Annotated in this window: 25 protein-coding genes and 1 pseudogene; 15 read left to right on the top strand and 11 right to left on the bottom strand. The window is 63.4% G+C overall.

Translation table 11 applies throughout. The annotated features are described in order from the left end of the window. Positions 1–137 precede the first annotated feature (137 nt). Both AC6CDK_RS10745 and AC6CDK_RS10740 read left to right on the top strand, forming a co-directional pair. Positions 138–698, top strand: coding sequence for a YcbK family protein (locus AC6CDK_RS10745; RefSeq protein ID WP_039648357.1), 561 nt, complete (start codon positions 138–140; stop codon positions 696–698). A gap of 240 nt (positions 699–938) precedes the next feature. Continuing rightward, on the top strand, positions 939–1178 hold the full coding sequence (locus tag AC6CDK_RS10740) for a hypothetical protein (protein ID WP_145915416.1): 240 nt from the start codon (positions 939–941) through the stop codon (positions 1176–1178). On the opposite strand, the gene AC6CDK_RS10735 is transcribed toward AC6CDK_RS10740, so the two are convergent. After that, on the bottom strand, positions 1100–2566 hold the full coding sequence (locus AC6CDK_RS10735; protein WP_039646423.1) for a cytochrome c family protein: 1467 nt from the start codon (positions 2564–2566) through the stop codon (positions 1100–1102). The two genes, AC6CDK_RS10740 and AC6CDK_RS10735, sit on opposite strands and share 79 nt — an antisense overlap. A 408-nt stretch (positions 2567–2974) precedes the next feature. Between AC6CDK_RS10735 and AC6CDK_RS10730 the strand changes: the two genes are divergently transcribed. The 3 genes from AC6CDK_RS10730 (at position 2975) to AC6CDK_RS10720 (ending at position 7234) form a co-directional block, all read left to right on the top strand. Further along, positions 2975–3793, top strand: a complete 819-nt coding sequence (locus AC6CDK_RS10730; protein ID WP_039646421.1) for an electron transfer flavoprotein subunit beta/FixA family protein — start codon at positions 2975–2977, stop codon at positions 3791–3793. Positions 3794–3837: 44 nt separating this feature from the next. Beyond that, a complete protein-coding gene (locus tag AC6CDK_RS10725) occupies positions 3838–5181 on the top strand; it encodes an electron transfer flavoprotein subunit alpha (RefSeq protein WP_192905529.1) in 1344 nt (447 codons plus the stop codon). Between the two features lie 73 nt (positions 5182–5254). After that, positions 5255–7234 (top strand): heterodisulfide reductase-related iron-sulfur binding cluster, encoded by a 1980-nt coding sequence (locus tag AC6CDK_RS10720; protein ID WP_039646417.1) that lies wholly within the window; start codon positions 5255–5257, stop codon positions 7232–7234. A gap of 113 nt (positions 7235–7347) precedes the next feature. On the opposite strand, the gene mscL is transcribed toward AC6CDK_RS10720, so the two are convergent. Then, positions 7348–7779, bottom strand: coding sequence for a large conductance mechanosensitive channel protein MscL (mscL, locus tag AC6CDK_RS10715; RefSeq protein ID WP_039646415.1), 432 nt, complete (start codon positions 7777–7779; stop codon positions 7348–7350). A 189-nt stretch (positions 7780–7968) separates the two neighbouring features. On the opposite strand from mscL, the gene AC6CDK_RS10710 reads away from it, so the two are divergent. After that, positions 7969–8157 carry a hypothetical protein gene (locus tag AC6CDK_RS10710; RefSeq protein WP_039646413.1) on the top strand — a complete coding sequence of 63 codons (189 nt, stop codon included), beginning with the start codon at positions 7969–7971 and terminating at the stop codon, positions 8155–8157. Positions 8158–8164: 7 nt separating this feature from the next. On the opposite strand, the gene AC6CDK_RS10705 is transcribed toward AC6CDK_RS10710, so the two are convergent. From AC6CDK_RS10705 to AC6CDK_RS10690, 4 genes are all read right to left on the bottom strand, one after another. Next, the gene (locus AC6CDK_RS10705) at positions 8165–8917 is read right to left on the bottom strand and encodes a class I SAM-dependent methyltransferase (protein ID WP_066357884.1); all 753 of its coding nucleotides are present in this window, start codon (positions 8915–8917) and stop codon (positions 8165–8167) included. Positions 8918–8933: 16 nt separating this feature from the next. After that, complete coding sequence (locus AC6CDK_RS10700; protein WP_039646410.1) at positions 8934–9254, bottom strand: heavy metal-binding domain-containing protein; 321 nt, start codon at positions 9252–9254, stop codon at positions 8934–8936. 295 nt (positions 9255–9549) lie between these two features. Further along, on the bottom strand, positions 9550–9918 hold the full coding sequence (locus AC6CDK_RS10695; RefSeq protein WP_420806166.1) for an OsmC family protein: 369 nt from the start codon (positions 9916–9918) through the stop codon (positions 9550–9552). A 357-nt stretch (positions 9919–10275) separates the two neighbouring features. Continuing rightward, the gene (locus AC6CDK_RS10690; RefSeq protein ID WP_039646406.1) at positions 10276–11193 is read right to left on the bottom strand and encodes a LysR family transcriptional regulator; all 918 of its coding nucleotides are present in this window, start codon (positions 11191–11193) and stop codon (positions 10276–10278) included. Positions 11194–11498: 305 nt separating this feature from the next. On the opposite strand from AC6CDK_RS10690, the gene AC6CDK_RS10685 reads away from it, so the two are divergent. The 3 genes from AC6CDK_RS10685 to AC6CDK_RS10675 are packed head-to-tail and all read left to right on the top strand — an operon-like array spanning position 11499 to position 13181. Further along, entirely contained in the window at positions 11499–12635 is a 1137-nt protein-coding gene (locus AC6CDK_RS10685; RefSeq protein ID WP_192905528.1) for a cysteine desulfurase family protein, read from the top strand. 13 nt (positions 12636–12648) lie between these two features. After that, positions 12649–12897 carry a GSU3529 family protein gene (locus AC6CDK_RS10680; protein WP_039646402.1) on the top strand — a complete coding sequence of 83 codons (249 nt, stop codon included), beginning with the start codon at positions 12649–12651 and terminating at the stop codon, positions 12895–12897. 11 nt (positions 12898–12908) lie between these two features. Further along, complete coding sequence (locus AC6CDK_RS10675; RefSeq protein WP_014551976.1) at positions 12909–13181, top strand: GSU3529 family protein; 273 nt, start codon at positions 12909–12911, stop codon at positions 13179–13181. A gap of 56 nt (positions 13182–13237) precedes the next feature. Here AC6CDK_RS10675 and AC6CDK_RS10670 read toward each other — a convergent pair whose 3' ends face one another. From AC6CDK_RS10670 to AC6CDK_RS10660, 3 genes are read right to left on the bottom strand one after another with little or no spacing between them, the layout of a single operon-like run. Then, positions 13238–13813: an HDIG domain-containing metalloprotein gene (locus AC6CDK_RS10670; RefSeq protein ID WP_014551975.1), complete on the bottom strand. Its 576-nt coding sequence runs from the start codon at positions 13811–13813 to the stop codon at positions 13238–13240. Positions 13814–13827: 14 nt separating this feature from the next. Continuing rightward, positions 13828–16938 (bottom strand): efflux RND transporter permease subunit, encoded by a 3111-nt coding sequence (locus AC6CDK_RS10665; protein WP_039646398.1) that lies wholly within the window; start codon positions 16936–16938, stop codon positions 13828–13830. 6 nt (positions 16939–16944) lie between these two features. Next, positions 16945–18063, bottom strand: coding sequence for an efflux RND transporter periplasmic adaptor subunit (locus AC6CDK_RS10660; protein ID WP_039646396.1), 1119 nt, complete (start codon positions 18061–18063; stop codon positions 16945–16947). Between the two features lie 313 nt (positions 18064–18376). Here AC6CDK_RS10660 and AC6CDK_RS10655 point away from each other — a divergent pair, with 313 nt between their 5' ends. Next, entirely contained in the window at positions 18377–18670 is a 294-nt protein-coding gene (locus tag AC6CDK_RS10655) for a hypothetical protein (RefSeq protein ID WP_039646394.1), read from the top strand. Between the two features lie 126 nt (positions 18671–18796). Here the strand turns inward: AC6CDK_RS10655 and AC6CDK_RS10650 are convergent, their stop codons facing one another. Continuing rightward, positions 18797–19435, bottom strand: coding sequence for a LysE/ArgO family amino acid transporter (locus AC6CDK_RS10650; protein ID WP_039646392.1), 639 nt, complete (start codon positions 19433–19435; stop codon positions 18797–18799). 173 nt (positions 19436–19608) lie between these two features. On the opposite strand from AC6CDK_RS10650, the gene AC6CDK_RS10645 reads away from it, so the two are divergent. Both AC6CDK_RS10645 and AC6CDK_RS10640 read left to right on the top strand, forming a co-directional pair. Then, a complete protein-coding gene (locus tag AC6CDK_RS10645) occupies positions 19609–19950 on the top strand; it encodes a DUF2845 domain-containing protein (protein WP_039646390.1) in 342 nt (113 codons plus the stop codon). A gap of 341 nt (positions 19951–20291) precedes the next feature. Then, positions 20292–20539, top strand: a pseudogene (locus AC6CDK_RS10640) (transposase); the annotation flags it as partial. 218 nt (positions 20540–20757) lie between these two features. On the opposite strand, the gene AC6CDK_RS10635 reads toward AC6CDK_RS10640, so the two are convergent. Next, entirely contained in the window at positions 20758–21180 is a 423-nt protein-coding gene (locus AC6CDK_RS10635; RefSeq protein WP_039646388.1) for a MerR family transcriptional regulator, read from the bottom strand. A 430-nt stretch (positions 21181–21610) separates the two neighbouring features. On the opposite strand from AC6CDK_RS10635, the gene scpC reads away from it, so the two are divergent. The 3 genes from scpC to AC6CDK_RS10620 all read left to right on the top strand — a co-directional run. Further along, positions 21611–23170, top strand: a complete 1560-nt coding sequence (gene scpC, locus AC6CDK_RS10630; protein ID WP_039646386.1) for a succinyl-CoA:acetate CoA-transferase ScpC — start codon at positions 21611–21613, stop codon at positions 23168–23170. A 44-nt stretch (positions 23171–23214) separates the two neighbouring features. After that, complete coding sequence (locus AC6CDK_RS10625; protein ID WP_039646384.1) at positions 23215–23520, top strand: DUF485 domain-containing protein; 306 nt, start codon at positions 23215–23217, stop codon at positions 23518–23520. Positions 23521–23530: 10 nt separating this feature from the next. After that, positions 23531–24151, top strand: a 621-nt coding sequence (locus AC6CDK_RS10620; RefSeq protein ID WP_496639827.1) for a solute symporter family protein, incomplete at its 3' end; no start/stop codon positions are given.

Genomic DNA, 24151 nt, shown 5'->3' with positions numbered 1-24151 from the left:
TACCTAGTTGGCGTTATTGGATAATGCGGGCCGGGTGGTGCTACTCACTGGAAAAGAGCGGCCCGGGGGACGCAAGATTGACATTTCACTCACCTTTTTGTTACCACATGAGCAACTGGTTTCCGGTGGAGGATGGCGTGTCGGATCATTATTTCAGCAGGCGGGGATTCCTCAGGGCATCACTGCTGGGGGTGCTCTGCCTCAGGGGCATAGGGTCTGCCCTGGCCACGGAATTTCTGGAAGAGAGCTACCCTGTCGGCAGGCTCTCCCTGCGCAACATTCATACGGGCGAGCACCTGTCGGTAACCTATCGGACCCCGGACGGCGAGGTGGACCTGGATGCCCTCAACGCCATCAACTGGCTGCTTCGCTGCCACTTCACCAACCAGCACACCGAAATGGACCTGGCGGTGATCGAGTACCTGAACATGGTCGACAAGGAGCTGGGGGGCGGCAGGGAGTTCCGCATCATCTCCGGCTACCGGTCCCCCGAATACAACCGGATCCTCAGCGAGCGCAATGGCGCGGTGGCAAAGCAGAGCCTTCACATGGAGGGAAAGGCCATCGACATCGCCGTGCCCGGGGTCAACCTGGCGGTCCTGCGTGACTTGGCCGTGGGCGTCCGGTGCGGAGGGGTCGGCTACTATCCGCGCTCAGGCTTTGTCCACCTGGATTCGGGGCGCTTCCGCACCTGGTAGCCCTTTCGCCGCCGCACCAGGTGCTGCATAAAAAAACGAGCGAATTTGTCCTGCGATGCTGGTTGTCCGGCAGCAGTCCTTGCTGCACTCATCCCATAAATCGGCAGGTTGGCGATTGGCGCGTGGGGTGCAAGGGCGCATTTGAACAACCAGCGAGCAGGATGGAAGCAGCCGCGGCAACGACGCCGCCATTCCGGAGAATGGCGGCGTTTCCTTTTGTAAGAAACATCAGAGGTCGCCATGGCCAGACCCGACTATTGCGACGCAACCGGCTGCGAAATCCACGAAAAAGGTGCTTCGGGATTCTGCAGGGAGTCGGAACCGGAAGACAGGGTCAATGCCATCAATTCTCAGGTGAGCGTCCTCTACGACTTCTGCCAGTACGAACTGGCGCGCCGCGGTCAGGGGACCGTCTTCACGGTCTCCTGCTTCACCACCATATCCACCACCGGCAGGGGCGGCACGCTCTTGAGGCCGTAGATCTGCTCCAGGTTGATATCACTGGGCACCGCTCCGAGCAGGGCCTCGGCCACCTTCTGGTCCGCCTGGCGGAAGCGGAGCTTCGCCTCCACGGTGATCCGGCCGACCCCCTCGGGCACCTGGATGCCGTAGTGGACATCCTTCCACCCCCTGGGCGGAATGGTCTCGTGCTTGGAGAAGGCCGTCACCACCCAGGGGTCGATGGCGAAGTGGAAGTCATTTCCCATGCCGTCCGAGGTGAAGGAACGCGCCTCGGCCGGCAGGCTCCCGTCGGGGTTGAGGGTGCCGCTGGTCATGAGAACCGTTCCCCGTTCGTCCCTGGCCGTGACCTCCAGCCACATCTGCCGCACGTTGGTGAGGGAGGTGGGCAGGTTGTGGCCGGCACGGATGTTTTTCACCCGTACCATCAGCTCGGCGAGCCTGCCGTTCCGATAGACCGGGGTAACCTCAAGGTCGGCGGCCATCTTCAGGCGCTGGACCGCCATTTCGTACTGCCGCATGAGGTTTTTGGCCAGGTCCTCGTCCCCGGCCTTTTTCGCGGCTCCGGCAGCCAGGTAGGTCAGCAGGAAGTTGGCGCCGTTGAAATAGTGGCGGTACTCCTTGCGGTCGGGGATCACGAGCTGATCGGCGGAGCGCTTGAAGGTGTCGAGGTCGACCATGTGGCAGTCCTGGCAGAGGATCGACTTCTGGGCATAGGGGCCGTGTTTCCACTCCAGGTAGGTTGCCTCGATGGGGAAGTGGGCGTCGTAGTGGTAGACCTGGTGGCAGGAGGCGCAGAGGTCGGCCCGCAGGTGGAGGTCGGACTCCTCGCACTGGTGGAACCCGCCGCCGCACTCCGACGAGGGCTTGAAGGGGCCGCGCTTGACCAGGACCTGTCCGTTGGCCGTTTCCACGCCGGGGGTCAGGATGAAGGAGCCGTTCTCGGGCTCGTGGGACGGGGTCTGCCAGTGGGTCACGCCGCTGATGGAGTGGCAGACGTCGCAGGAGACGCCCGCCATGGCCATGGAGGAAAGTCCCTGGAAGCCGGGCCCCTTGATCTCGCCGGTGACCATGCCGACGGGGGAATGACAGCCTTCGCACTGGCGGGAGATGCCGTGGCCCACGGCCTTCACGGCCTTGTTCAGCTCACCCTGATAAATAGGATCCCTGAAGGCGAGGCTGTGGACCGATCCGTTCCATTCGTTGAACTGCTGCTCATGGCAGGAACCGCAGACCTCCGGCGCGTTGAACGGCACCGTCGACTTGTTCCATTTGATGAGTGAAGGGTAGTAGGGGTAGAACTCCTTGTCCACGTCGAAGACCGGCGAGCGGGCCTGGACCGCTCCGGCCGCCGACAACAGTGCCGCGACAACGGCCAGGAGTACGAGCAGGGTGGAACGTTGCTTCATTGTTTCCTCCTTGAATCAAAATGCCTGAGTGGTTTCGCACCGTTGGTTAGGGCGCACTAATAGGTGTACCAGTTCGGGAAGGAACCGTCAAGCTGCAAGCAACAAAATTCCGTTTTTGCTCTAAGGTGCCGGCTAAAGCGGAGTTAGCCGGTGCCAGGCTGATGTCGTGGGGCGCAAGCCATTCGCTTTCGCCAGCCAGGGAGCACGGGGGAGGCTGCCGCGGCACGATGTGGTGCGGCGCAGGTTAAATAATAGGCATATTTAGTGTAGATAAAAATATATGCCTACATTTTAAGCACACTATGCTTGATTAGGTCTTTCTGTTTCTGCTATAGTGCTCCGTCTGTTTAACGTAAGGACAGTGCCCCCGCCTTCACGGCTGAGCCCTTGACGGGCCGGAGGATATGCATGCTCGCCATTTCCTGCATCAAACAAGTTCCGGATACCACCCAGGTCCAGATCGATCCGGTAACCAACACCCTCGTGCGGGAGGGTATCCCGTTCATCGTCAACCCCTATGACACCCACGCCCTGGAAGAGGGGCTGCGGATCAAGGACCGCTACGGCTTCACGTCTGTGGCGCTCTCCATGGGACCGCCCAATGCCGAAGCCGCCCTCAAGAAGGCGCTGGCCATGGGCGCCGATGAGGCGATCCTCTGCTCCGACCGCTGCTTCGGCGGCGCCGACACCCTCTCCACCAGCAACGTACTGGCCGCCGCCATCAAGCGGATCGCCGAGGAGGCCGGCGACGAGATCGGCATCGTCTTCTGCGGCAAGCAGACCATTGACGGCGATACCGCCCAGGTGGGGCCGGGCATTGCCGTTCGCCTCGGGTTCAGCCAGCTCACGCTGGTGGACCGGATCGAACACCTGGACGCGGCGGCCCGCACGATCAGGGTCCGGCGCAAGCTGGAGGGGCGCTACGAGGTGGTGGAGGCGCCGCTGCCGGTCATGATCACCGTGGTGCGCGAGCTGAACCGCCCCCGCTATCCCACCGTTCCCCTGCGGCTCGCCTCCGTTGGCGCCGCAGTCAAAGTCTGGAACAATGAGGTCCTGCGCCTCGACGTGAACAGCGTCGGCCTCAAGGGGTCGCCCACCTGGGTGAGCCGCATCTTCTCGCCGGAGCGGGCCAAGGGAGAGATCATCGGTGATGGCATGGGAGATCCGGTGGGCACGGCCCACCTGCTGATCAATCAACTGCTGGCCAAGGACCTGCTGGCGGTGTGACGAATCAACGCCTGAACGCGTGAACGCATACACGAGGTATTTCAATGACTCAACCGGTAAAACCGAAGAAACCCCGGGGCCGGGCGCGGCTGATCGAGGGCAGGTGCATCGCCTGCGGCGCCCGGTGCCAGAGCGCCTGTCCGGTCAACTGTATCGACATGAACGACGCCGGCGAGCCGATCATTCTCAGCGAGAAGTGCATCGGCTGCGTCAAGTGCGTCAAGGTCTGCCCGGCCGAGGCCCTGGAGATGTTCTTCACCCCCGAGGAGCTGAAGATCCTCGAAGAGCTGGCGCGCCAGCAGGAGGCCGCCGGAGCCGGCGGGGCCGCCGAGGAGGTGGACGAGGAAGAGGCTGCCCTGGCCCGGATGCTCGCGGCCTATCGGGGGGTCTGGGTCTTCATCGAGCAGACCGAGGGTGAGCCGGCCAAGGTTTCCTGGGAACTGCTGGGGGTGGGGGGCGAGCTCGCCCGCAGCCTCGGCACCGAGCTGTGCGCCGTGGTCATCGGCCGCGACGTGGAGCATCTTTGCCGCGAGTCGTTCGCCTACGGCGCCGCCAAGGCCTATCTGCTGGACCAGGAAGTCTTTCTTCACTACCGGACTGAACCCTACCTGGAAGCCTGCTGCTACCTGATCGGGAAGTACAAGCCCGAGATCATCCTCATGGGCGCCACCGGCATGGGCCGCGACCTGGCGGGCGCGGTGGCCACGCGGGTCAAGACCGGCCTGACCGCAGACTGCACCGGGTTGGACGTGGACGACAAGAGGAACCTGAGGCAGACCCGCCCCGCCTTCGGCGGGAACATCATGGCCACCATCATGTGCGACCGGTTCCGGCCCCAGATGGCCACGGTGCGGCCCCACGTCATGAAGATGCCGGAGCGAATCGAGGGTGCCACGGGCGAGATCGTCCGCGAACAGTGCACCATCAACGAGGCCGACATCCTGACCAAGGTCCTGGAGATCATCCGGGACAAGAAGGGCGACCACGTGGACCTGGCTGGCGCCGAGTTCATCGTTTCCGGCGGCCGCGGCATGATGGCGCCGGAGAACTTCTCCATCCTCAAGGAACTGGCCGACGAGCTGGGCGGGGTCGTGGGGGCGTCGCGCAGCGCCGTGGACGCCGGCTGGATGCCCCACGAGCGCCAGGTGGGCCAGACGGGGAAGACGGTGCGGCCCAAGATCTACATCGCCTGCGGGATCTCGGGGGCGATCCAGCACCTGGTGGGGATGCAGGACTCCGACGTGGTCATTGCCATCAACCGCGACAAGGACGCTCCCATCTTCCAGGTGGCCACCTACGGCATCGTGGGTGATCTGTTCCAGATTGTCCCGGCCATTACCCAGCGCATCCGGGAGCTGAAGAATCAGGGGCCGGGGGCCGGGCGCTAGGGAACATCCGGGAAGCCGCTGCCCGACCAGCCCGCAATACACCATCTCGCTCATTGCTACGAGGTTCACGTACATGCATCCGAATCCTGCCGTTTTTGCTCCACTGCTCCTGGCGTCCCTGGCATTCTTTGTCTGGAGCCTCTACCGCAAGCTGAGCCTCATTGCCCTTGGCCGTCCCGGCTACACGTTCCGGGGGATCGGCGAGGGGCTCAGGGAGATGCTGCTGTACGCCTTCGTCCAGAAGCGGGTGCTCCATAAATTCTTCGGCCTGAACCACCTGGTCATCTTCTGGGCCTGTATGGTCCTGGTTTTCGTGAACGTGGAATTCGTGGTGAGCGGGGTCTTCCCGGCGGCCCGCCTGTCGGCGCTGCCCGATGCCCTCTACGTGCCGATCCGGTTCCTGTCGGACATCATGTCGGCCCTCACGCTGGCAGCCATCGTCATCGCCCTGGTGCGGCGGACCTTCTTTCCCCCCTATCCCGAGGCCCGCAGTTTCGAATCATACCTGATCCTCCTGCTCATCGCCGTTCACATGATCGCCTTTTTCGGAGTGAGCGCCGCCGAGATCGCCCGGGGCGAGGAGCGGGCCGCAGCCTTCATGCCGGTCGCCTCCTTCTTCGGTGAATTCCTGGCCGATCTGACGCCCAAGCACATCGGGGCCACCTTCAACTTCTACTGGTGGCTCCACGCCGGCGCGCTCCTTTCCTTCATCACGGTGCTGATCCCCTTCACCAAGCACCTGCACGTCTTCACGGCCATTGCCAACTGTTTCCTCCATACCGGGATCAAGCCCAACACCCAGCTCCCCGAAGTCTTCGAGGCGGGGCGCACCTTCGGCGTCGGCCAGGTGGACCGGTTCACCGTCAAGGATCTCTTCGATCCCTTTGCCTGCACCAAGTGCGGACGCTGCCAGCAGGTCTGCCCCGCCAACATCACCGGCAAGCCCCTGAATCCCCGCCAGGTGGTGAACGACATCAAGGTGAACCTTCTGGCCAACGGACCGCTTCTCAAGCGGGGCGGGGTGCCGACCCTGCCGCTCATCGGCGACGGCGGCCCTGGGAGCGTGTCCGAGGAGGCCATCTGGGCCTGCACCTCCTGCGGGGCGTGTATGGAGGCCTGCCCGGTCTTTATCGAGCACCTGCCAAAGGTCGTGGGGATGCGGCGCCACCTGGTGGAGATGGAGGCCCGGTTCCCGGAAGAGCTCCTGAACCTCTTCGAGAACATGGAGCAACGCTCCAACCCCTGGGGCATCGCCCCAGGCGAGCGGACCAAGTGGGCGTCCCTCCTGGAGGTGAAGCCCTTTGCCAGAGGCGAGACCGAGTACCTCCTCTACGTGGGGTGCGCCGGCTCCTTCGACTCCCGCAGCAAGCAGGTGACGGTCAACCTGGCAACGATCCTCGACGCGGCCGGCGTTTCCTGGGGCATACTCGGCAAGGACGAGAAGTGCTGCGGCGACAGCCTCAGGCGCCTGGGGAACGAGTACGTCTTCGACCGGATGGCCCGTGAAAATGCGGCCCTCTTCCGGGAGCGGGGGGTGACCAAGGTCATCACCCAGTGCCCCCACTGCTTCACCACCCTCAAGAACGACTACCGCCAGTACGGCATTGAGCTCGAGGTGATCCACCACGCGGAACTGATCCGGCAGCTCCTGGCCGAGGGCCGGCTGAAACTGGACCGCCGGGTGAGCGATCTGGGGAAGATCATCCTCCACGACTCCTGCTACCTGGGGCGGCACAACGACGTCTACGAGGCCCCGCGGGAAGTGGTGGCCGCGGTCACCGGAGCGGCCCCGGCCGAGTTCGACCGGGCCCGGGAGGATTCGTTCTGCTGCGGCGCCGGCGGCGGCCGCATGTGGATGGAGGAGCAGACCGGCACCCGGATCAACCTGAACCGGGTTACCGAGGCCCTTGCCAAGCATCCCGACACCATCTGCGTTGCCTGCCCCTACTGCATGACCATGTTCGAGGACGGGCTCAAGGACAAGCAGGCGGGCCAGACCCGGGTGAAGGACATCGCCGAGGTGGTGGCCGAGGGGATGCGGCCGGTTCAGTAGCGCCGCGCTCATCGGCAGAGGTTGGCAATGAAAAAAGGGCACTCCGTCGGGAGCGCCCTTTTTTCGTCTCGTCACGCCACGGGAGCGGTAAGCGTGCCGCCGCCCGGATGAAGCTATTTCTGTTCCGACGTGCAGTGGGGGCAGCGGGTGGCCCTGAGGGGGATGGCGGAGCAGCAGAAGGCGCACTCCTTGGTGTCGGGCGGGGCGGGCACCGGCTCCTTTTTCAGGCGGTTGATCTGCTTGACCACCAGGAAGATCACGAAGGCCACGATGACGAAGTCCAGGACCGTGTTGATGAAGGCGCCGTAGCTGATGACCGGCGCGCCTGCGTCCTTGGCGGCCTTGAGGCTCTCGTAGCCCTTGCCCGACAGGTCGACGAAGAGGTTGGAGAAGTCCATTTTGCCCATCAGGAGGCCGATGGGAGGCATTACGATGTCGTTGACCACCGATGTGACGATCTTGCCGAACGCGCCGCCGATGATCACACCGATGGCCAGATCGACCACATTCCCCTTCATGGCAAATTCCTTGAACTCCTTGAACATCATGCACCTCCGTGTAGTGGACTGACCTTTCGGCCGACAGTAGAATCTTTTATCACATTCTGGCCCGATTGTAAGGGGGAACGTGCCCCTTTTGCGGGGCACTTGCCAGAAGGGGAAGGCCGGCTATACTGGTTTCCGTCGGCCGCAGGGCGGATCGGCGCGGCCGGAACAACCGTAAGGAGGCACCACATGACGCATATCGAGACGTCGCGGGTCAATGAGCTGCTGGCAGGGTACATGGCGGTCATCAAGGAGTTTGCCGACAGACTGGACGTGAACGGCGAGTTGCAGGAGATCGAGGCGAACGTGGCGGAGATCGAGCAGGCCCTGGCGGACCTCAAGGAAGCCTTGGCATCCATACCGCACCGGCAGGGCTGACACTGTCCTACCCGATGCGTCCCACTCGCAGTACCAGGGGCCAGGCAATAGTCCTTGTTACCTCCGGGGCACCCCAGGCGTTACGCACCTTCCGGGCAAGCGCTGCCAGTGGGTCCACACCGCGCCGCCGCCGGTACTCCCTGACCGCTGACCAGGTTTCCAGGTAGCCGATCAGGTGCTCCAGTTCCCAGCGGGCTTCCATGGCAAAGGGGGGCGCCGCGATTTCAGGAAACGGGAAGGGGATGGCGCGGTAGCCGTTGTCCACGTGGGTCCGTTCGGGGGGCCAGTAGGGGCCGATCACCTCGTGGTAGAACCGGCCGATGATCCGGTCGAGATCCGCGTCGATGGAGAGCAGGCCGTAGCTGAAGGCGGCGAACACGGAACCGGGCCGTCCGACCCGGCGCACCTCCGGATAGAACCGGTCGAAGTCGAACCAGTGGAGCGCCTGGGCGGCCACCACCAGATCCACGCTCGCGCCGGGCAGTCCCGTCTGTTCAGCCGGAGCCACGCGGTACACCACCCCCTCGTGGGAGATGGCGTTGGCTATCTGGTCGGCGCTGGGGTCCACCGCATGGACCCGGGGAAAGTAGCGGGCAAGGGCCACCGATGCCTGGCCGGTGCCGCAGCCGCAGTCGAGGGCGGCGTCCCGGCGGGGCGGCAGTCCGGCAAGCCACTCGAAGAGCCCGTCCGGGTAGTCGGGGCGATAGGTGCGGTACGCATCGGACGTGTCCGAAAAATAGTCCTTGAACCCCTCCGCCATGGCGTCCTCTCCCTCTCTACTCGACCACCACCGCCGTACCGCTGGCCGAGACCATCAGCATCCCGTTCCCCTGTCCCATGACCTCGTAGTCCAGATCGACCCCCACCACGGCCGTGGCCCCCAGTTCCTCGGCCCGCTCTGCCAGCTCCCGCAGGGCAATGTCGCGCGCCCGCTGCAATTCCCGCTCATAGGTGGCCGACCGACCGCCCACCATGTCGCGGATATTGGCAAACAGATCCTTGAACAGGTTTGCGCCGAGGATTGCCTCGCCGGCAACGACGCCGCAGTAGCGGACGATCCGCTTTCCCTCGATGGTGGGTGTGGTGGTGATGATCATGGTGGCCTCTGTCTTCTTCCCGAATGGCGAATGTCATGAGAAGCATACCCGGTCCTGGCAAACAATCAAATGGTCAGGCCCCATGACCACGGGGGTCGCGGTCCTCCGTGACAGTTGGCGTGCAGCATGTAGTGTGTTGTTTTGAAAGATTTTTTAGGCGCTATGGGGTGATGGAGGCGGTCTGTCGGGAACTGGACGAGAGTCTGGCGGAAGGGTAGTGGTTGAAATCACTTTTTCGGGTGCCACCGCGCATCCCGACCCCGACCGGGACCACCCGCATAGGGGGGCGGGGCGGTCAGCCCCGGTCCAGCAGGACCGAAACCGGCACCGGCTTGGCAACGGTGTTGTACACCGGCGAATATTTCTGAGCCATCCGGATGAGTTCCTCCTTCTGCCCGTCGGTCAGGTCCGCGTCGATGGAGAAGAAGACCCGGATTTCCCGGTATCCCGCCGGCACCTCTTCTGACAATCCCAGGAAGCCCCGCAGGTCGATATCTCCCTCGTACCGGGATTTCACCCCCCGCAGCGCAATGCCCCGGGCCGCCGCATGGGCCACCAGGCTCGTCGTGAGGCAGCCCGACAGGGCAACCAGGAGGTATTCCACCGGGTTGGCGCCCCGGTTGTCCCCCAGCAGCACCGGCGGCTCGTCCAGGTCGAACACCATCGGCTTCCGGGTGTCGTCTTCGGCGCCGGCCCCGTAGAAATCCCTGATGGTTGCCTGGTTGTGGGTCCCCCCCACCCATTGGTTGGCGGCGCGGAATTTGAACAGTGCCATCTCCGGCTTTGCCTTGATCTGCTCGATGGTGGCCATGAGCTGGTCCACGTTCACGCCGTTTACTGCCCTTGCCTGGGACATGGTGAATCCTCCTTTCCTTTGACCGGCCCGGCCCCTCCGGGAAGGGGCGGATACCCTCCCCGGAGTGCGGCTCGATGGGGGGCGACTGCTGGAATATGCGGCAGGCAGTCAGGATGGTTTTTGCTCAAAACGTAACAGGGTTTCGAGGGGAGTCAAGGATGATCGCTAGGGCAACGGGAACGAGCCGTACATCTCCGACAGCCGGTAGTACTCGTCGGTCTGGTCAATGAGGTAGTCGGCGAAGGCGCGGTTTGCCCGCGAGAGCCCTGTCTGCCGCTTCCAGGCGATGAAGAGATCCAGGTGGAGGGGGGGATCGCAACGCAGCGCCACCAGATCCTTCTCGCCGGCCACCACCATCCGCAGCAGGAAGGAAATCCCGATTCCCTCAAGGACCAGGTTTCTGATGAGAGTAAAGAGGTTCGTCTCGAACACCGCCCGGGGTTCTTCCCCGACGTGGGCCGCGGCTTCGTCGATCAGCTCCCGCAGATGGTATCCCTCCTTGAAGAGGATCAGCGGTTCACGCAGCAGCTCGGCAAAGGGTACCGACTTCCGGCCGGCCAGGGGGTGGTCGGCCGGGACGCAGGCAACGATCTCCTCGTGGAGGAGATGATGGTATTCCAGGTCCTCCGGGATGGCGCTGCCGGCCACAACCCCCATATCGAGCTCTCCGCCCGCAACCATTCGCTGAATCCGCGCGGCGCTGTCACCGTACACCGATAGCTGCAGGGCAGGGTGGCGCTTTTTGAACCCGGCGATGATCTTGGGGAAAAAGTAGGTGCTGAGCATCGGAGTCACCCCCACTCGTACCTCCCCCGCCGTTAGTCCACGGATGTCGGCCATCTCCCGCTCCGCCTTCCGTACGTCGTCAAGGATTGCCGTTGCGTGGCGCAGGAAGGTTTCTCCCTCCGCCGTGAGGGCGATCTTCCGGTCGCTGCGGTTGAAGAGCGTAAGCCCCAGCTCGTCCTCCAGCTTCCTGATGGCGGTGCTCAGGGCGGGCTGTGCTATGTGGAGCGTTTCCGCCGCCCGGGTGAAGCTCAGTTTCCGGGCGATCTCGATGAAAAAGCGCAACTGCTTGATTTCCATGGGTGGCCTTTCGTGCGGGCGCGCCGGTCAATGCTGTTGAACCATAACTGATCGGTATGGGTTGCAGGGGTGACCGTATTGGCAAAGACGTTGCCTGCGGGAAGCCAGCGGCTGTCCTCAGGCGATCAAGCCCTTTTATCACGGGGTTGCCCGCTGTGCATCCGGTGTTGGTTGATTATAGCATTTCGTTATCGAAACGATAAAAACAATCTATTGTATTTATCGAGTTCAGGTGACTAGTATCAGCACAGGGACACACGCAGCGGCTCCGCGTCCCCACTCACCGTTCGGAGCGGGAGGATTATATGACCGTCTACCTGGACTGCAATGCCACGACCCCCCTGGAACCGGCCGTCATGGCCGTGGTGACCCGCTTCATGGAGCGGGATTACGGCAACGCGGCGAGCCCCATCCATGATTTCGGCGTGTTCGCGCGGCTGGCGGTTGAGCATGCCCGGGGCCAGGTGGCTGAGGTGGTGGCTGCCCGGCGGGACGAGGTGATCTTCACCAGTGGGGCCACCGAGGCCGACAACCTGGCGCTCCTGGGCCTGGCGGACCACGGCCTGGCACGCGGGCAACGGCATGTGATCGGCACGGCCGTCGAGCACAAGTCAGTGCTCGAACCGCTGGAGGAGCTGGCGCGCCGCGGATTCCAGGTGGAGCTCCTCCCCGTGGGGGCATCGGGGCGCCTGGACCCTGACCGGCTGCGTGCGGCGCTCCGGCCGGATACCCTTCTCGTGTCCACCATGCACGTCAACAACGAAACCGGCGTGGTCCAGCCCCTGGTCGAACTGGCTGAGATACTGGACGGCCACGGCGCCTACTGGCACGTGGACGCGGCCCAGGGCTTCGGCAAGGAGATCGACGGTCTGCGCAATCCGCGGATCGACCTGATCGCCGTGAGCGGCCACAAGATCTACGCCCCCAAGGGGGTGGGCGCTCTCATCGCCCGCAAGCGGGACCGCGCCTTTCCGCCGTTGCGGCCCCTGATGCTGGGTGGCGGCCAGGAGCAGGGGCTGCGGCCCGGAACCCTGCCCGTCCCCCTCATTGCCGGATTCGGCGAGGCAGCCAAACTGGCGCTGCGTACCCACGGGGCGCGCTCCGCCGTCAACCGCACCTTCCGGGAGACCCTCCTGGCCGCCCTGGCCCCCCTGGAGCCGACCCTCAACGGAGACCAGGACCACGTCCTTCCCCATGCCGTCAACCTTTCCCTGGCCGGCATCGAGGCCGACCGGGCCATCACCGCCCTCAAGGGGATCATTGCCGTGTCGAGCACCTCGGCCTGCACCTCCCACACCCGGGCGCCGAGCCACGTCCTCACCGCCATGGGGCTTTCCCCGGAGCGGGTCGAGACGTCGCTGCGACTCTCCTGGTGCCACCTGACCCCGGCCGTGGACTGGGACGAGGTCGTCTCCATCCTGCACGGACTACGCACATCATGACGAGGAGATTTCAATGACCGTTTTCGAAGAGCTGGAACAGGCAACGCTCGCCCAGTTCGAGCAGGGCGAGCTCCCCCACTGGCTGGCCGACCCGGCCCTGGCCGTGGCCCGCTCCCCGGAGCGCTACGCCGGCAAGGAATACCTGGTGGAGATTCTGGTGGCCCAGGTGAGGGAGTACGATCCCTATGCCGAGACCGGCTGCTGCAAGTGGGCCTACGACCACGAGGACATCAAGCGGACCCTGCGGTGGCTGGACGAATGAGGGAGGATGGCATGGATATCTTCGAAGAACTGCGGCGGGCCGTTGCCCGGGCCCGGGAGGAGAACGACCTGCCCGATTTTCTGGCCGAACGGCTCTGCCGCATCGCCGATCAGCCGGAGCGCTACCGGCGCCTGGCGGCCGATATCGCCGACCTGGCCGGACAGGTGGCGCTCTACGACACCTACGGCCAGACCGGCTACATGGGGATGGGGGTGAACAACGCCGTGCTGGAAGGGAGCATCAGGCGGCTGGAGGAGGCGGGTCGCAGCCCGGCAGGTCAGTAGTTTTCCGCTGCCCGCCGGCTTGCATCCGGTCCCTGCGCCAGTTTTTCAACAGTCTGTCAGAGGGTGCCCCTGAGGCCGATCTCCTCGGCCGCCGGTTTCATCCCTTCGATGGTTTCCCCGATCAGGTCGGCCAGCTCCATGCCGAGCATGGCGGCCCCCTGCTCGATGACCCCCCGGTTGGCTCCGGCGGCAAACGCCTTGTCCTTCCACTTCTTGAGCACGCTCTTCACCGGCAGGTCCAGGATGCTCCGTGACGGCCGGACCAGTGCGGCGGCCGCCACCAGCCCCGTCAGCTCGTCAATGGTGTAGAGGGTCTTCTCCAGGTCGGTGAGGGGCTCCACGTCGGTGCACAGGCCCCAGCCGTGGGCAAGGACCGCCCGGATGTACTCCTCGGGCCAGCCGCGGGAACGCAGGATCTCCGGCGCATGGGCGCAGTGCTCGTCCGGGTGGCGCTCGTAGTCGATGTCGTGCACCAGTCCGATGATTCCCCACATCTCCTCGTCTTCGCCCCGCTTGCGCGCCATGTGGCGCATCACCGCCTCCACGGCCAGGGCGTGCCGCCGCAGGTTGTCGCTGGGCACGTATTCGGCGAGCAGGTTCCAGGCATCGTCACGGGTGGGTCGGTAGCTCATGGTGTCTCCTTGGGTCAGGGATTGGTCGCCGCACCTTCGGCCGCCACCGCCGCCTCCCGCTCCCGGTCGCGGCTGTGGTCGCGGGCCACCAGCATGTAGATGGAGGGGACCACGAACAGGGTGAAGAGGGTGCCCACGAACATCCCCCCCACCAGCACGAGGCCGATGGAATTCCGGGCAGCAGCGCCGGCGCCGGAGACCAGGGTCAGGGGGAAGTGGCCGGCAATGGTGGCCGCGGTGGTCATCAGGATCGGCCGGAGACGGGTCATGGCCGCCTGGCGTACGGCGTCGTGCTTGGACAGCCCCTGGAGCTGGAGCTGGTTGGCGAACTCCACGATCAGGATGCCGTTCTTGGACACCAGCCCCACCAGGGTCACCAGTCCCACCTGGGAGTAGATGTTGAGGGTGGTGGTCCAGCCGTGGGTCCAGAAGGCCACGTTGGGGTCGGGCATCTTCAGGAAGGTGAAGATGAGTGCCCCGAAGATGGCCAGGGGGACCGAGCCCGCCAGGATGACGAAGGGGTCCCGGAAGCTGTTGAACTGGGCCGCCAGCACCAGGAAGATCAGGACGATGGCCAGGGCGAAGGCCGGGAGGAACTTGTTCCCCTCGGTGCGGAGCTGGCGCGATTCGCCGGTGTAGTCGAGCACGTACCCCTGGGGCAGGATTTTTGTCGCTTCCCCCTCCAGGAAACGGAGCGCCTCGTCCAGGGGGCGCACGGCCACCCCGCTCAGCTTGACTGCGTTCAGTTGCTGGAACCGGTTGAGGGAACGGGGGACCACGGTCTCCTTCAGGCTGGCAACGGTGGACAAGGGGATGAGTTTTCCCTCGGGGCCGGTGATGTAGACCGACGAGAGCTGCTCGGGGTTGAGGCGGCCCACCCGTTCGATCTGGGGGATGACCTTGTAGCTCCGCCCGGCAATGTCGAAGCGGTTGACGAAGTTCCCCCCCACCATGGCGCCCAGGTCGGCCCCCACCTGCTCCAGGTTGAGCCCCAGGGCGGCCACCTTGTCCCGGTCGATCTCAAACCGGGCCTCGGGCTGGTCGATCTTCACGTCGATAAGGGGCGGGAAGGCGAACATGCCGCTCTGCATGGCCTTCAACTGGAGCTTCTGGGCGAATTCGAGGATCTGCCCGGTATCGGCCGTGGAGGCCAGGATGAACTCCACCGGGAACTGCCCGCCCCCGGGCAGGGCCGGCGGGGTCACCGGGAACATCCGGATGCCGGGGATGGCGGCCAGCTTCTGCTGCACCTCGGGCATCATCTGGAACACGGTCCGCTCCCGCTTGTCCCACGGCTTGGTGACCATGCCGCCGAAGCCCGAGTTGGGGAAGGTGATCTGGAAGGTGAAGTCGGTCTCGGGGATGCCCAGGAACACCTTGTTGGCCGCGGCGGCGTAGCGGCTCGTCTGGTCCAGGGTCGAGTTGGCCGAGGCGTCCAGGATGCCGAAGATGACCCCCTGGTCCTCGGTGGGGGCCAGTTCCCGCGCCGACATGGTGAACATGGGGATGGCCAGGAGGCTCACCACCAGCCAGACCGTGTAGACCGCCGGCCGGGCGGCCAGGGTGGCGTCGAGCCAGCGGCCGTAGGCATCCCTGAGCCGGTTGAAGTCGCGGCTGATCCGCCCGGCCAGGCCGTGCTCGCCGGCCCCCGGCTTCAGGAACTTGGCCGACATGACCGGCGACAGGGTCAGGGCCACCACCCCGGAAATGGTCACCGCCCCGGCCAGGGTAAAGGCGAACTCCCGGAACAGGGAGCCGGTCAGCCCCCCCTGGAGGCCGATGGGAAGATAGACGGCGGCCAGGGTGATGGTCATGGCGATGATGGGCCCCACCAGCTCCCGGGCGCCGAGAAACGCCGCTTCCAGGGGTGACTGTCCCTCCCGCATGTGCCGCTCCACGTTCTCCACCACCACGATGGCGTCGTCCACCACGAGACCCACCGACAGGACGATGGCCAGGAGCGTCAGCAGGTTCACGGTGAAGCCGAAGGCCTGCATCAGGAACACGGCACCGATGAGCGACACCGGGATCGCCACCACCGGCACCAGGGATGAGCGGAGGGAGCCCAGGAACAGGAAGATCACCACGATGACGATGAGCAGGGTCTCGCCCAGGGTCTTGAGCACCTCCCTGATGGCGTTGTCGATGTAATCGGTGGCGTCGTAGGCCACCCGGGCCTGGAGCCCAGAGGGGAGGTCCCTCTGGATGGCCGCCATTTCCGCCCGGACCCGCTTGATCACGTCGAGGGAGTTGGCGTTGGGCAGGGGCCAGATTCCCATGAACACGGCGGTCTGGCCCGAGAAGCGGACCTCGGCGTCATAGTCCTCGGCCCCCAGCGACACGTCGGCGATGTCTGACAGCCGTACCAGGGCGCCGTCCTGGCGCCGCACCACCAGTTGCCGGAATTCCTCCACCGTGTTCAGGTTGGTGTTGGCGGTGAGGTTCACCTGGATCAGGGACCCCTTGGTCCGCCCCAGGGCGGCCAGGAAGTTGTTGGCCGCCAGGGCCTCGCGCACCTGGGCCGGGCTCACGTTGAGGGCCGCCATCCGCTCGGGCTTCAGCCAGATCCTCATGGCAAAGGTGCGGGCCCCCAGCACGTCGGCCCGCTGTACCCCCTGGATCGCCGAGAGGCGTGGCTGGACGATCCGCACCAGGTAGTCGGTGATCTCGTTCTGCTGGAGGATGTCGGAGGAGAAGCTCAGATAGGCCGAGGCGAACTCGCTGTCGGCCGACTCGATGTTGATGACCGGCACCTCCGCCTCGGGCGGCAGGTCCCGGCGCACCTGGTCCACCTTGGAGCTGATCTCGGCCAGGGCCTTGGTGCCGTCATAGTTCAGCTTCAGGCGCACCTTGATGGTGGAGAGCCCCAGGGTGCTCTGGGACTCCATGTACTCGATGCCGTCGGCCGCGGCAATGGCCCGCTCCAGGGGCGTGGTGACGAAGCCCCGCACCAGGTCGGCGCTGGCCCCCACGTACACGGTGGTGACCGTCACCGCCGCGTTCTCGCTGCGGGGGTACTGGCGCACGTTCAGGCTGCGGATCGCCTGGAGGCCGGCAATGACGATGACCAGGCTGACCACCAGGGCCAGCACGGGGCGGCGGATGAAAAGATCGGTGATGTTCATGGCGGATCAGTTGTTCTCAGGCGTGGGCGCCTGCTGGAACTCGGGGGCGAGCTTGTTGTCCACCACCGCGGCCTGGCCGTTGCGCAGCTTGAAGACGCCGGTGCTCACCACCTGCTCGCCTTCCTTGAGTCCGCTGGTCACCGCCACGAAGTCGCCCCGCTTGGTGCCGAGGCGCACGAACTGCTGGCGCAGCACCTTCCCCTTCTTGTCCTTGGCATCCTCCACCACGAAGACCGAATCGCTGTAGGGCGCGTAGAGCACCGCCGTGGCCGGGATGGCGAGCACCTTCTCCCGCACCGGGAGCCCCACCGCCACGTTCACGAACATGCCGGGGCGCAGCGTTTCCCCCCGGTTGGCCACCGTGGCCTGGACCTTGATGTTGCGCGATTCGGCATCCACCTCCGGGTTGATGGCGGTGACCCGCCCCTCGATGGTCTCGCCGGGCAGGGCATCGCCGGTCACCCGCACCGTCAGCCCCTTGCGCAGTTGCGGCAGTTGCTGCTGGGGCAGGGTGAAGTCCACGTAGATGGGGTCCATGGTCTGGAGCGTCACGATGGGGTCTCCCTCCCGCAGGATCTGTCCCAGGTTCACCTGCCTGATGCCGAGGCGGCCCGAAAAGGGGGCGCGGATCGATTTCTTGGCAATGGTGGCCCGGATGTTGTCCACCTGGGCCTGGGCCTGGTTTGCCGTGGCCACGGCGCTGTCGTGGTCGGCCTGGGCGATGATCCCCTCCGCCAGCAACTGGTCCGAGCGGCGCAGGTTGGCGCGGGCCAGTTTCGCCTCGGCCAGGGCGCCCGGCAACTGGGCCTCCTCGTTGCTGGTGTCCTGGCGCAGGAGCAGGGCTCCCCTGGTCACCGGCGCCCCCGCCTCGAAGGCGATCTGCGCCACCTTGCCCGGCAGCTCGGCTGCCACCGTGACCCCCTGCACCGCGGTCAGCGTGCCGACCGACGTGAGGGCCGTCTCCCACGACTCCGCCGTTACCGGCGCCGTTGAAACCGTTTCGGGCGGCGGCACGAACTTCTTGCCGTGATCGATCATGGTGCCGATCTGTAGCGCCTTGATGCCGCCCAGCACGGCAATGACCGTGACCAGGCCGATGATGGTGAGAATGATGCGCTTTTTCATGGTATGGGCAACTCCGTCCGGAATGGAAAATGGTGGCGCCGTCCCTTCTGCGCCGGGCAGCGCCCTATGGTTATAGCATCCTTACCACGCTATGCAATATGGCTTTTGAATCCCCTGTCGGCCGGGGCGTGCCGGGGCAGGCCGAGAATATTCTCCACCTGTAGGGGAATACTGTGCACTCAATGGCGTGATGGGCGGGTGAGTGGCTTGAAATCTCAGTAATATCAACAAGTATCTCTTTGGTACGGGTTGTGAAGAAGGGAGTCATGACAGCGGCAATGATGCCGTATCACACCCCGCAAGGAGAACAGTCATGAAAAAGCATATCGCCACGGCACTCACCCTCACCCTTTTCACTGTCATGCCCGCCCTGGCCGTCGAGCATGGGGCCGTCCACAAGACCATGGACGAACAGTGCATCAAAGAGTGCGAGATGCTGGTGCGGAACTGCGCCCGTGAAACCGACAGCCTCCAGCAGAAGATCGCCCGGCTCCGGGCCGAGATCGGCAAGGGAACGGCCGTCTATGGCGCCGACGAACTGAACCGTCTTGACAAGAAGCTCAAGGAGGCGAACCTGATCCTGAAGAACCTCATGGAAAACCGGTAGGGTCCCGGGGGGCGCCTCCGCTTCCTCGCCTGTCCGCGGCAGGAGGCGTCCCCGGCCCCGGCACGGCCTGGAACACCAGAATCGCCGCGATAGAGCTCCTGTCGTTCCCGATCCCGAACATTCCGTTCATCCGCCCGTCAGATCAGACCAGATCAGGTTCGCCGCAATCCCCCACATGGTGCAGCCCACCACGAGGTCCAGCGCCCGCCAGGCCGCGGGCTTGCGAAAGAGCGGCGTCAGCACCCTGGCCCCGTAGCCGATCCCGTAGAACCAGGTCAGCGAAGCCCCCATGGCCCCCAGGGCGAAGAGGGCCCGGGACCGTCCCGCGAACTGCCCCGCCAGGCTCCCCAGCAACAGCACCGTATCCAGGTAGACGTGGGGATTGAGGAGGCTCAGGGCCAGGGTGGTCAGGACCACCTTGACCGGCCCGTCCAAACTGCCGCCGTCGCCGGCCGCCTCAAGCCTTCCCGGCCGCAGGGCCGCGTGGAACGAGCGGAGCCCGTAGGCAAAGAGAAAGGCCGCCCCGCCCCACAGGGCGAGCCCCATCAGTCGCGGCGACGACCCCACCAGCGTGCCGAAACCACCCGCCCCCAGCCCGATCAGCACCGCGTCGCAGAGGAAGCAGACCGTGCACACCGTAAAGACGTGCTCCCGCTTGAGCCCCTGGCGCAGCACAAAGGCATTCTGGCTTCCGATGGCGATGATCAGTCCGGCCCCGAGGCCGAAGCCGCTCAGAAGCGGCGTAATGGCAAGCTGGCTCGGCATGGTGTGGCGTCCCCTCTCTCGCCCCCTGTTATAGCCGACCGCAGACCCGGACGCAAGACGCACCTCCGTGACGGTGGGGCATTTTTCTTCATGCTGCCGTTTGACTTATGCCCTCCGGGCGGTTACACAGAATTCATGGCACGGGATGGCCGGGGCCGCCCGGGGAGGGAACCATGAACGCACCGCTTCGCACCGTTATCGCCGCACTGCTCGTCGCGGCAGCGCCCGCCGTTGGGAGCACCACCGATACAGGCACCATGATGTGCGCCAAGGGCATCGTCTCCATCGGGACCACGGCAGGGGAAGTGCTGGCCAAGTGCGGCCAGCCCGCCACCGCCACGAACCGCGAAGACAGAAGAGTCGCGCGTGAGTGGCAGAGCAGCGGCGGGCGGAGGCTGACCACCGTTTCTATTGATGACTGGATCTTCAACTTCGGCCCCAACCAGTTCCAGTATCAAGTGATCCTGGAAAACGGCCGGGTGGTGCGGATCGAGAGTTTGGATTACGGATACTGAGCCGTGGAGGGCGAGGCCCAATGTCGTGACATGTTCAACGGTATGCTTGGGGTAATGAAATCTGCGTCATTGAGCGCGAGCGGGGCCGCCAGGAAGCCAGGGCAAGGCGGAAATCGATGAGGCGCTGAGCTGCCACAGCGTACTCTCCCCGGAAGCGGTCTTCTGAGCGCCAGCCCATCAGGTTTTTCCTGTCTTGATGGCTTTAGAATCCCTTGAGACATGGTCTCGATATGTATGTTTGGGGAAACTATGGGGGAATAGTTGATCTGCTCGGTGGCGAGTGAACAAAAAGGGACTCGTCAACAAATTAACATGTCCCCTCAGGGGTACCATCGTGCTGCCGCTGCCGTGAAGCCTCGGTGGAAGAGGCTCTGATCGAGATGTGCCTGGCTGGCGTTTCAGCGCGGCGCATCAAAGGCATTACCGAAATCCTGTGGGGAACCAAGGTCAATCAGCAACCTCAACTAAGAAGGTCTACGCCAAGGTCGAGCAGTGGCGAAACCGCCCCATCAAAGGGGAGTTCCCCTGTGTCTATCCGGACGGCATAGTGCTCAAGAGCCCGTGGGGTGGCGAAGCGACCAATGTATCGTGTCGCCGGCCCTAAGGGCCGAAATGGCTTCAGGCGATAAAACGGTTGAGTGCTTTTTCAGCCTGAGTCTCACCTTTTGTGCCTTCGTCACGATGAGGTTCTGGCCGTAATACATCCGGAATTTTCCAGAAATCCTCCTCCGAGCCTGGTGGTGTTCGGCGTGCAGGGGCCGAACGTCTCTCAACGGCAGGACAGGGCAAGTGGTTGCCGTCTCCTGGTCATGCCATTCTTTTTCCTTCAACGCTATCCGCAAGCTTCTGGGCAATACGTTTTCGGTAGTCAACGATGTCCTTGCGCAAGGATGAGAGGTTGGCTATTTTCGCGTCGATCAGATTGATGTGCTCGTCAAGCATTTCCACCAGGCGGGGGATCATCCGTTCGGTCTGCTTCGCTTCGCCGTAAACTGTATAAAGATCCTGCATCTCCTTGATGGTCAACCCCAGTTCTTTCAGCTTCATGATGAATTTGATCCGACGGATCGTGTAGGGCGTGTAGCCCCGGACCGCTCCGTCAGACCGCTGGACCGATTCGATGATCCCCACTTCCTCCCAGTAGCGGAGGGTCCTCGTCGTCAGGCCAAGGGTGATGGCAACCTCGCCGATGGTCACGACCTCTTCATTGCCGTTTTTTGGGCTATCCATAGGCTTTCCTTTACGTCAAGTTTGAAAAAGACCTTATCCCTGCTCTGTCGGATTGTCAACGATGATAACTCGTTAAAATTGAACGCTATGCCGTAAAAAACATATTTGCAAAAAACAGTTTTAAAAATGCTTGACATGTACGTAAATGAAATGTAGAGAATATTCAAAAAGCTGTTTGATTGTGAGCGCGGGGTGGCTGCGGGGTAATTTCTGTAACATGTCCAAGCCGGTTAATGTGCTGTAATCATGACGTTGGATTGGTGTTGGCTTGTTGGTAAATAACGGGTGAGTGCTTGGCGATTGTGGTGGCTGATTGTTCGTGTGGAGTTACTAACCTTTACGTAATGGCAATCCGCGCGTGCGGTGCAATCAAGGTCTTTTGTCGAGCGTTTTCGCCCGAAGGCAACAATAGAATAGAACGGGGGTTTATATGGCCGGTCTGGCAGAACGAATCAGGAAGAAGAGTTTGTTGCCCAAGGTAATGCAACCGGAGGACACAGTGCAGTTCTTCAGGGACGGCATGGACTTGGGGTGGTCGGGATTCACGCCGGTGGGCTATCCAAAGGTAGTGCCGCTTGCCCTGGCGGACTACGTGGAAAAGAACAATCTTCAGGGAAAGATGCGCTTCAATCTCTTCATAGGTGCCTCCATCGGCGCCGAGGTGGAGGACCGCTGGGCCGCGCTCCAGATGACCGACAAACGCTGGCCCTACCAGACTGGCAAGGTGGTGCAGAGACAGGTCAATGACGGCACGGTGCGGATGGGGGACAAGCATCTCTCCCTCTATGCCCAGGATCTGGCCTACGGTTTCTATACCAAACAGCGCGGCGGTGGATTCGACCTGGGCCTGATCGAAGCCTCGGGGATCACCGAGGACGGATCGATCATCCTCGCCGGCTCCATCGGAGCAGCGACGGAGGTGATCCAGCACTCGGACAGGTTGATCGTCGAGATCAATACGGCGATCCCGTCCTTCGAGGGGATTCACGACATCGTTATGACGGAGAAGCCTCCCTTCAAGAAGCCGTACCTGATCAGCCGGGTCGACGATCGCATCGGCTCTCTCTATGTCCCCTGCGATCCGGACAAGATTGTCGCCGTTGTCGAGTCGACCATGCCCGATCGCGGCCGGGCCCTCTCCCCCCCCGACGAGGTTTCCGAGGAAATCGCCACCTACATCCTCGACTTCTTCCAGGCCGAAGTTAAGGCCGGGCGGCTGCCGAAAAACCTCCTGCCGTTGCAGTCCGGGGTCGGCAACATTGCCAATGCCGTGGTCGGCGGTATGGTCAAGGGGCCGTTCAGTGGCGTCAATGTCTGGACCGAAGTGATCCAGGATACCATGCTTGACTTCTTCGATTCCGGCAAGCTTAACTTCGCCTCCTCGACCTCCCTCTCCCTCTCGGAAGGCGGCTTTCAGCGTCTCTATGCCGACTGGGAGAAGTACACCAGTCGGGTCGTGCTGCGGCCAATGCAGATCAGTAACAATCCGGAGCCCATCCGTCGCCTTGGCGTCATTGCCATGAACACACCGGCGGAGTTTGACATCTACGGTCACGCCAACTCGACCCTGATCAACGGCAGCCGCATGATCAACGGCATCGGCGGCTCCGGCGATTTCCTCCGCAACGCCTATCTTTCGATCATGCACACTCCTTCGACGCGCCCGAGCAAGAGCGATCCGACCGGGATCAGTTGCGTCGTCCCTTTTGCCACTCACGTCGATCATACCGAGCACGATCTCGATATCCTGGTCACCGAGCAGGGGCTGGCCGACCTTCGCGGTCTCTGTCCGCGCGAACGTGCGCGCGAGATCATCGCCAAGTGCGTGCATCCGGATTACCGGCCGATCCTCACCGATTACTACGAGCGGGCCGAAAGGCTCGGCTTCGAGCGCGGCATCGGACACGAACCGCATCTCCTCTTCAAGGCGTTCAAGATGCAGGAGCACTTGGCCGAAAACGGGACCATGAAAATATCCGACTGGAACTAGAGGCACTGATCCGGGTACGTAATTCAACGAGAGGAGGAACTGGCATGGCAGAAACTTACGATTGGAGCAAGATAGCGCAGAACACCAAGTATCTCGAACTGAAACGGAAGAAGAGGATATTCCTCTTCAGTTGGTGGTTCGCGTCAACGGTATTCTATTTCCTGCTGCCCATACTGTCGGGCTATTTCCCTGAGCTGTTCAAGGTCAAGATTGTCGGTGTCATAAACTTCGGTTACCTCTTCATTCTTTCCCAGTTTGTCATGGCCTTTGTCGTGGCAATCATCTACACGAAGACCGCCAATAACGAATTTGACCGACTGACTGACGAACTCGTCAGGGAAATCAGATAGGAGGAAAATCATGCATAACTATATGATTGCAACGCTGCTTGTTTTCCTGTCGCTGGCCACGGCCTCCGTTGCGGCCGAGCCGGCCAAGACATCAGTCCTGGCGCCGGTCGCCACTGCCCCGGTCAGTTCCGTTGCGGTTGCCAAGGATGCTCAGAAAGCGCCGGCACCGGCTCCAACCCAGGCCCCGGCACCAACCCAGGCCCCGGCAAAGGTCAAGCCCAACCGGGCAATTACTATCACCATGTTTATGGCGATAATTGCCATTACGCTCGGTGTCGTTATCTGGGCGGCCAAGCGCACCACGTCGGCTGCCGACTTCTACGCTGCCGGCGGTGGCATCACCGGTCTCCAGAACGGCTGGGCCATCGCCGGCGATTACATGTCCGCCGCCTCGTTCCTGGGCATGTCGGGCCTCATCTCCCTCTACGGGATTGACGGCTTCATGTATGCGGTGGGACCCATGTTCTCGTTCATCGCCATCCTGTTGGTGGTGGCGGAGCCCTGCCGTAATGCCGGCAAGTACACTCTGGGGGATATCCTCTCCTTCCGCGCCGCCCCGAAGACGGTGCGTGGCGTGGCCGCCATCTCCACGGTGACCGTTTCCCTGTTCTATCTCATCGCCCAGATGGTC

The sequence above is a fragment of the Geobacter sp. PheSNFMC genome (genome assembly GCF_059620965.1).
Note: the sequence above shows the minus strand (reverse complement) of the source record. Positions and strands in the feature narration are given on the sequence as shown.

Excerpts from the sequence above, each read along its gene's own strand:
- AC6CDK_RS10740 (WP_145915416.1), top strand. The coding sequence starts at position 939 with ATGGCCAGACCCGACTATTGCGACGCAACCGGCTGCGAAATCCACGAA.
- AC6CDK_RS10735 (WP_039646423.1), bottom strand. The coding sequence starts at position 2,566 with ATGAAGCAACGTTCCACCCTGCTCGTACTCCTGGCCGTTGTCGCGGCA.
- AC6CDK_RS10730 (WP_039646421.1), top strand. The coding sequence starts at position 2,975 with ATGCTCGCCATTTCCTGCATCAAACAAGTTCCGGATACCACCCAGGTC.
- AC6CDK_RS10725 (WP_192905529.1), top strand. The coding sequence starts at position 3,838 with ATGACTCAACCGGTAAAACCGAAGAAACCCCGGGGCCGGGCGCGGCTG.
- AC6CDK_RS10720 (WP_039646417.1), top strand. The coding sequence starts at position 5,255 with ATGCATCCGAATCCTGCCGTTTTTGCTCCACTGCTCCTGGCGTCCCTG.
- mscL (WP_039646415.1), bottom strand. The coding sequence starts at position 7,779 with ATGTTCAAGGAGTTCAAGGAATTTGCCATGAAGGGGAATGTGGTCGAT.
- AC6CDK_RS10710 (WP_039646413.1), top strand. The coding sequence starts at position 7,969 with ATGACGCATATCGAGACGTCGCGGGTCAATGAGCTGCTGGCAGGGTAC.
- AC6CDK_RS10705 (WP_066357884.1), bottom strand. The coding sequence starts at position 8,917 with ATGGCGGAGGGGTTCAAGGACTATTTTTCGGACACGTCCGATGCGTAC.
- AC6CDK_RS10700 (WP_039646410.1), bottom strand. The coding sequence starts at position 9,254 with ATGATCATCACCACCACACCCACCATCGAGGGAAAGCGGATCGTCCGC.
- AC6CDK_RS10695 (WP_420806166.1), bottom strand. The coding sequence starts at position 9,918 with ATGGTGTTCGACCTGGACGAGCCGCCGGTGCTGCTGGGGGACAACCGG.
- AC6CDK_RS10690 (WP_039646406.1), bottom strand. The coding sequence starts at position 11,193 with ATGGAAATCAAGCAGTTGCGCTTTTTCATCGAGATCGCCCGGAAACTG.
- AC6CDK_RS10685 (WP_192905528.1), top strand. The coding sequence starts at position 11,499 with ATGACCGTCTACCTGGACTGCAATGCCACGACCCCCCTGGAACCGGCC.
- AC6CDK_RS10680 (WP_039646402.1), top strand. The coding sequence starts at position 12,649 with ATGACCGTTTTCGAAGAGCTGGAACAGGCAACGCTCGCCCAGTTCGAG.
- AC6CDK_RS10675 (WP_014551976.1), top strand. The coding sequence starts at position 12,909 with ATGGATATCTTCGAAGAACTGCGGCGGGCCGTTGCCCGGGCCCGGGAG.
- AC6CDK_RS10670 (WP_014551975.1), bottom strand. The coding sequence starts at position 13,813 with ATGAGCTACCGACCCACCCGTGACGATGCCTGGAACCTGCTCGCCGAA.
- AC6CDK_RS10665 (WP_039646398.1), bottom strand. The coding sequence starts at position 16,938 with ATGAACATCACCGATCTTTTCATCCGCCGCCCCGTGCTGGCCCTGGTG.
- AC6CDK_RS10660 (WP_039646396.1), bottom strand. The coding sequence starts at position 18,063 with ATGAAAAAGCGCATCATTCTCACCATCATCGGCCTGGTCACGGTCATT.
- AC6CDK_RS10655 (WP_039646394.1), top strand. The coding sequence starts at position 18,377 with ATGAAAAAGCATATCGCCACGGCACTCACCCTCACCCTTTTCACTGTC.
- AC6CDK_RS10650 (WP_039646392.1), bottom strand. The coding sequence starts at position 19,435 with ATGCCGAGCCAGCTTGCCATTACGCCGCTTCTGAGCGGCTTCGGCCTC.
- AC6CDK_RS10645 (WP_039646390.1), top strand. The coding sequence starts at position 19,609 with ATGAACGCACCGCTTCGCACCGTTATCGCCGCACTGCTCGTCGCGGCA.
- AC6CDK_RS10635 (WP_039646388.1), bottom strand. The coding sequence starts at position 21,180 with ATGGATAGCCCAAAAAACGGCAATGAAGAGGTCGTGACCATCGGCGAG.
- scpC (WP_039646386.1), top strand. The coding sequence starts at position 21,611 with ATGGCCGGTCTGGCAGAACGAATCAGGAAGAAGAGTTTGTTGCCCAAG.
- AC6CDK_RS10625 (WP_039646384.1), top strand. The coding sequence starts at position 23,215 with ATGGCAGAAACTTACGATTGGAGCAAGATAGCGCAGAACACCAAGTAT.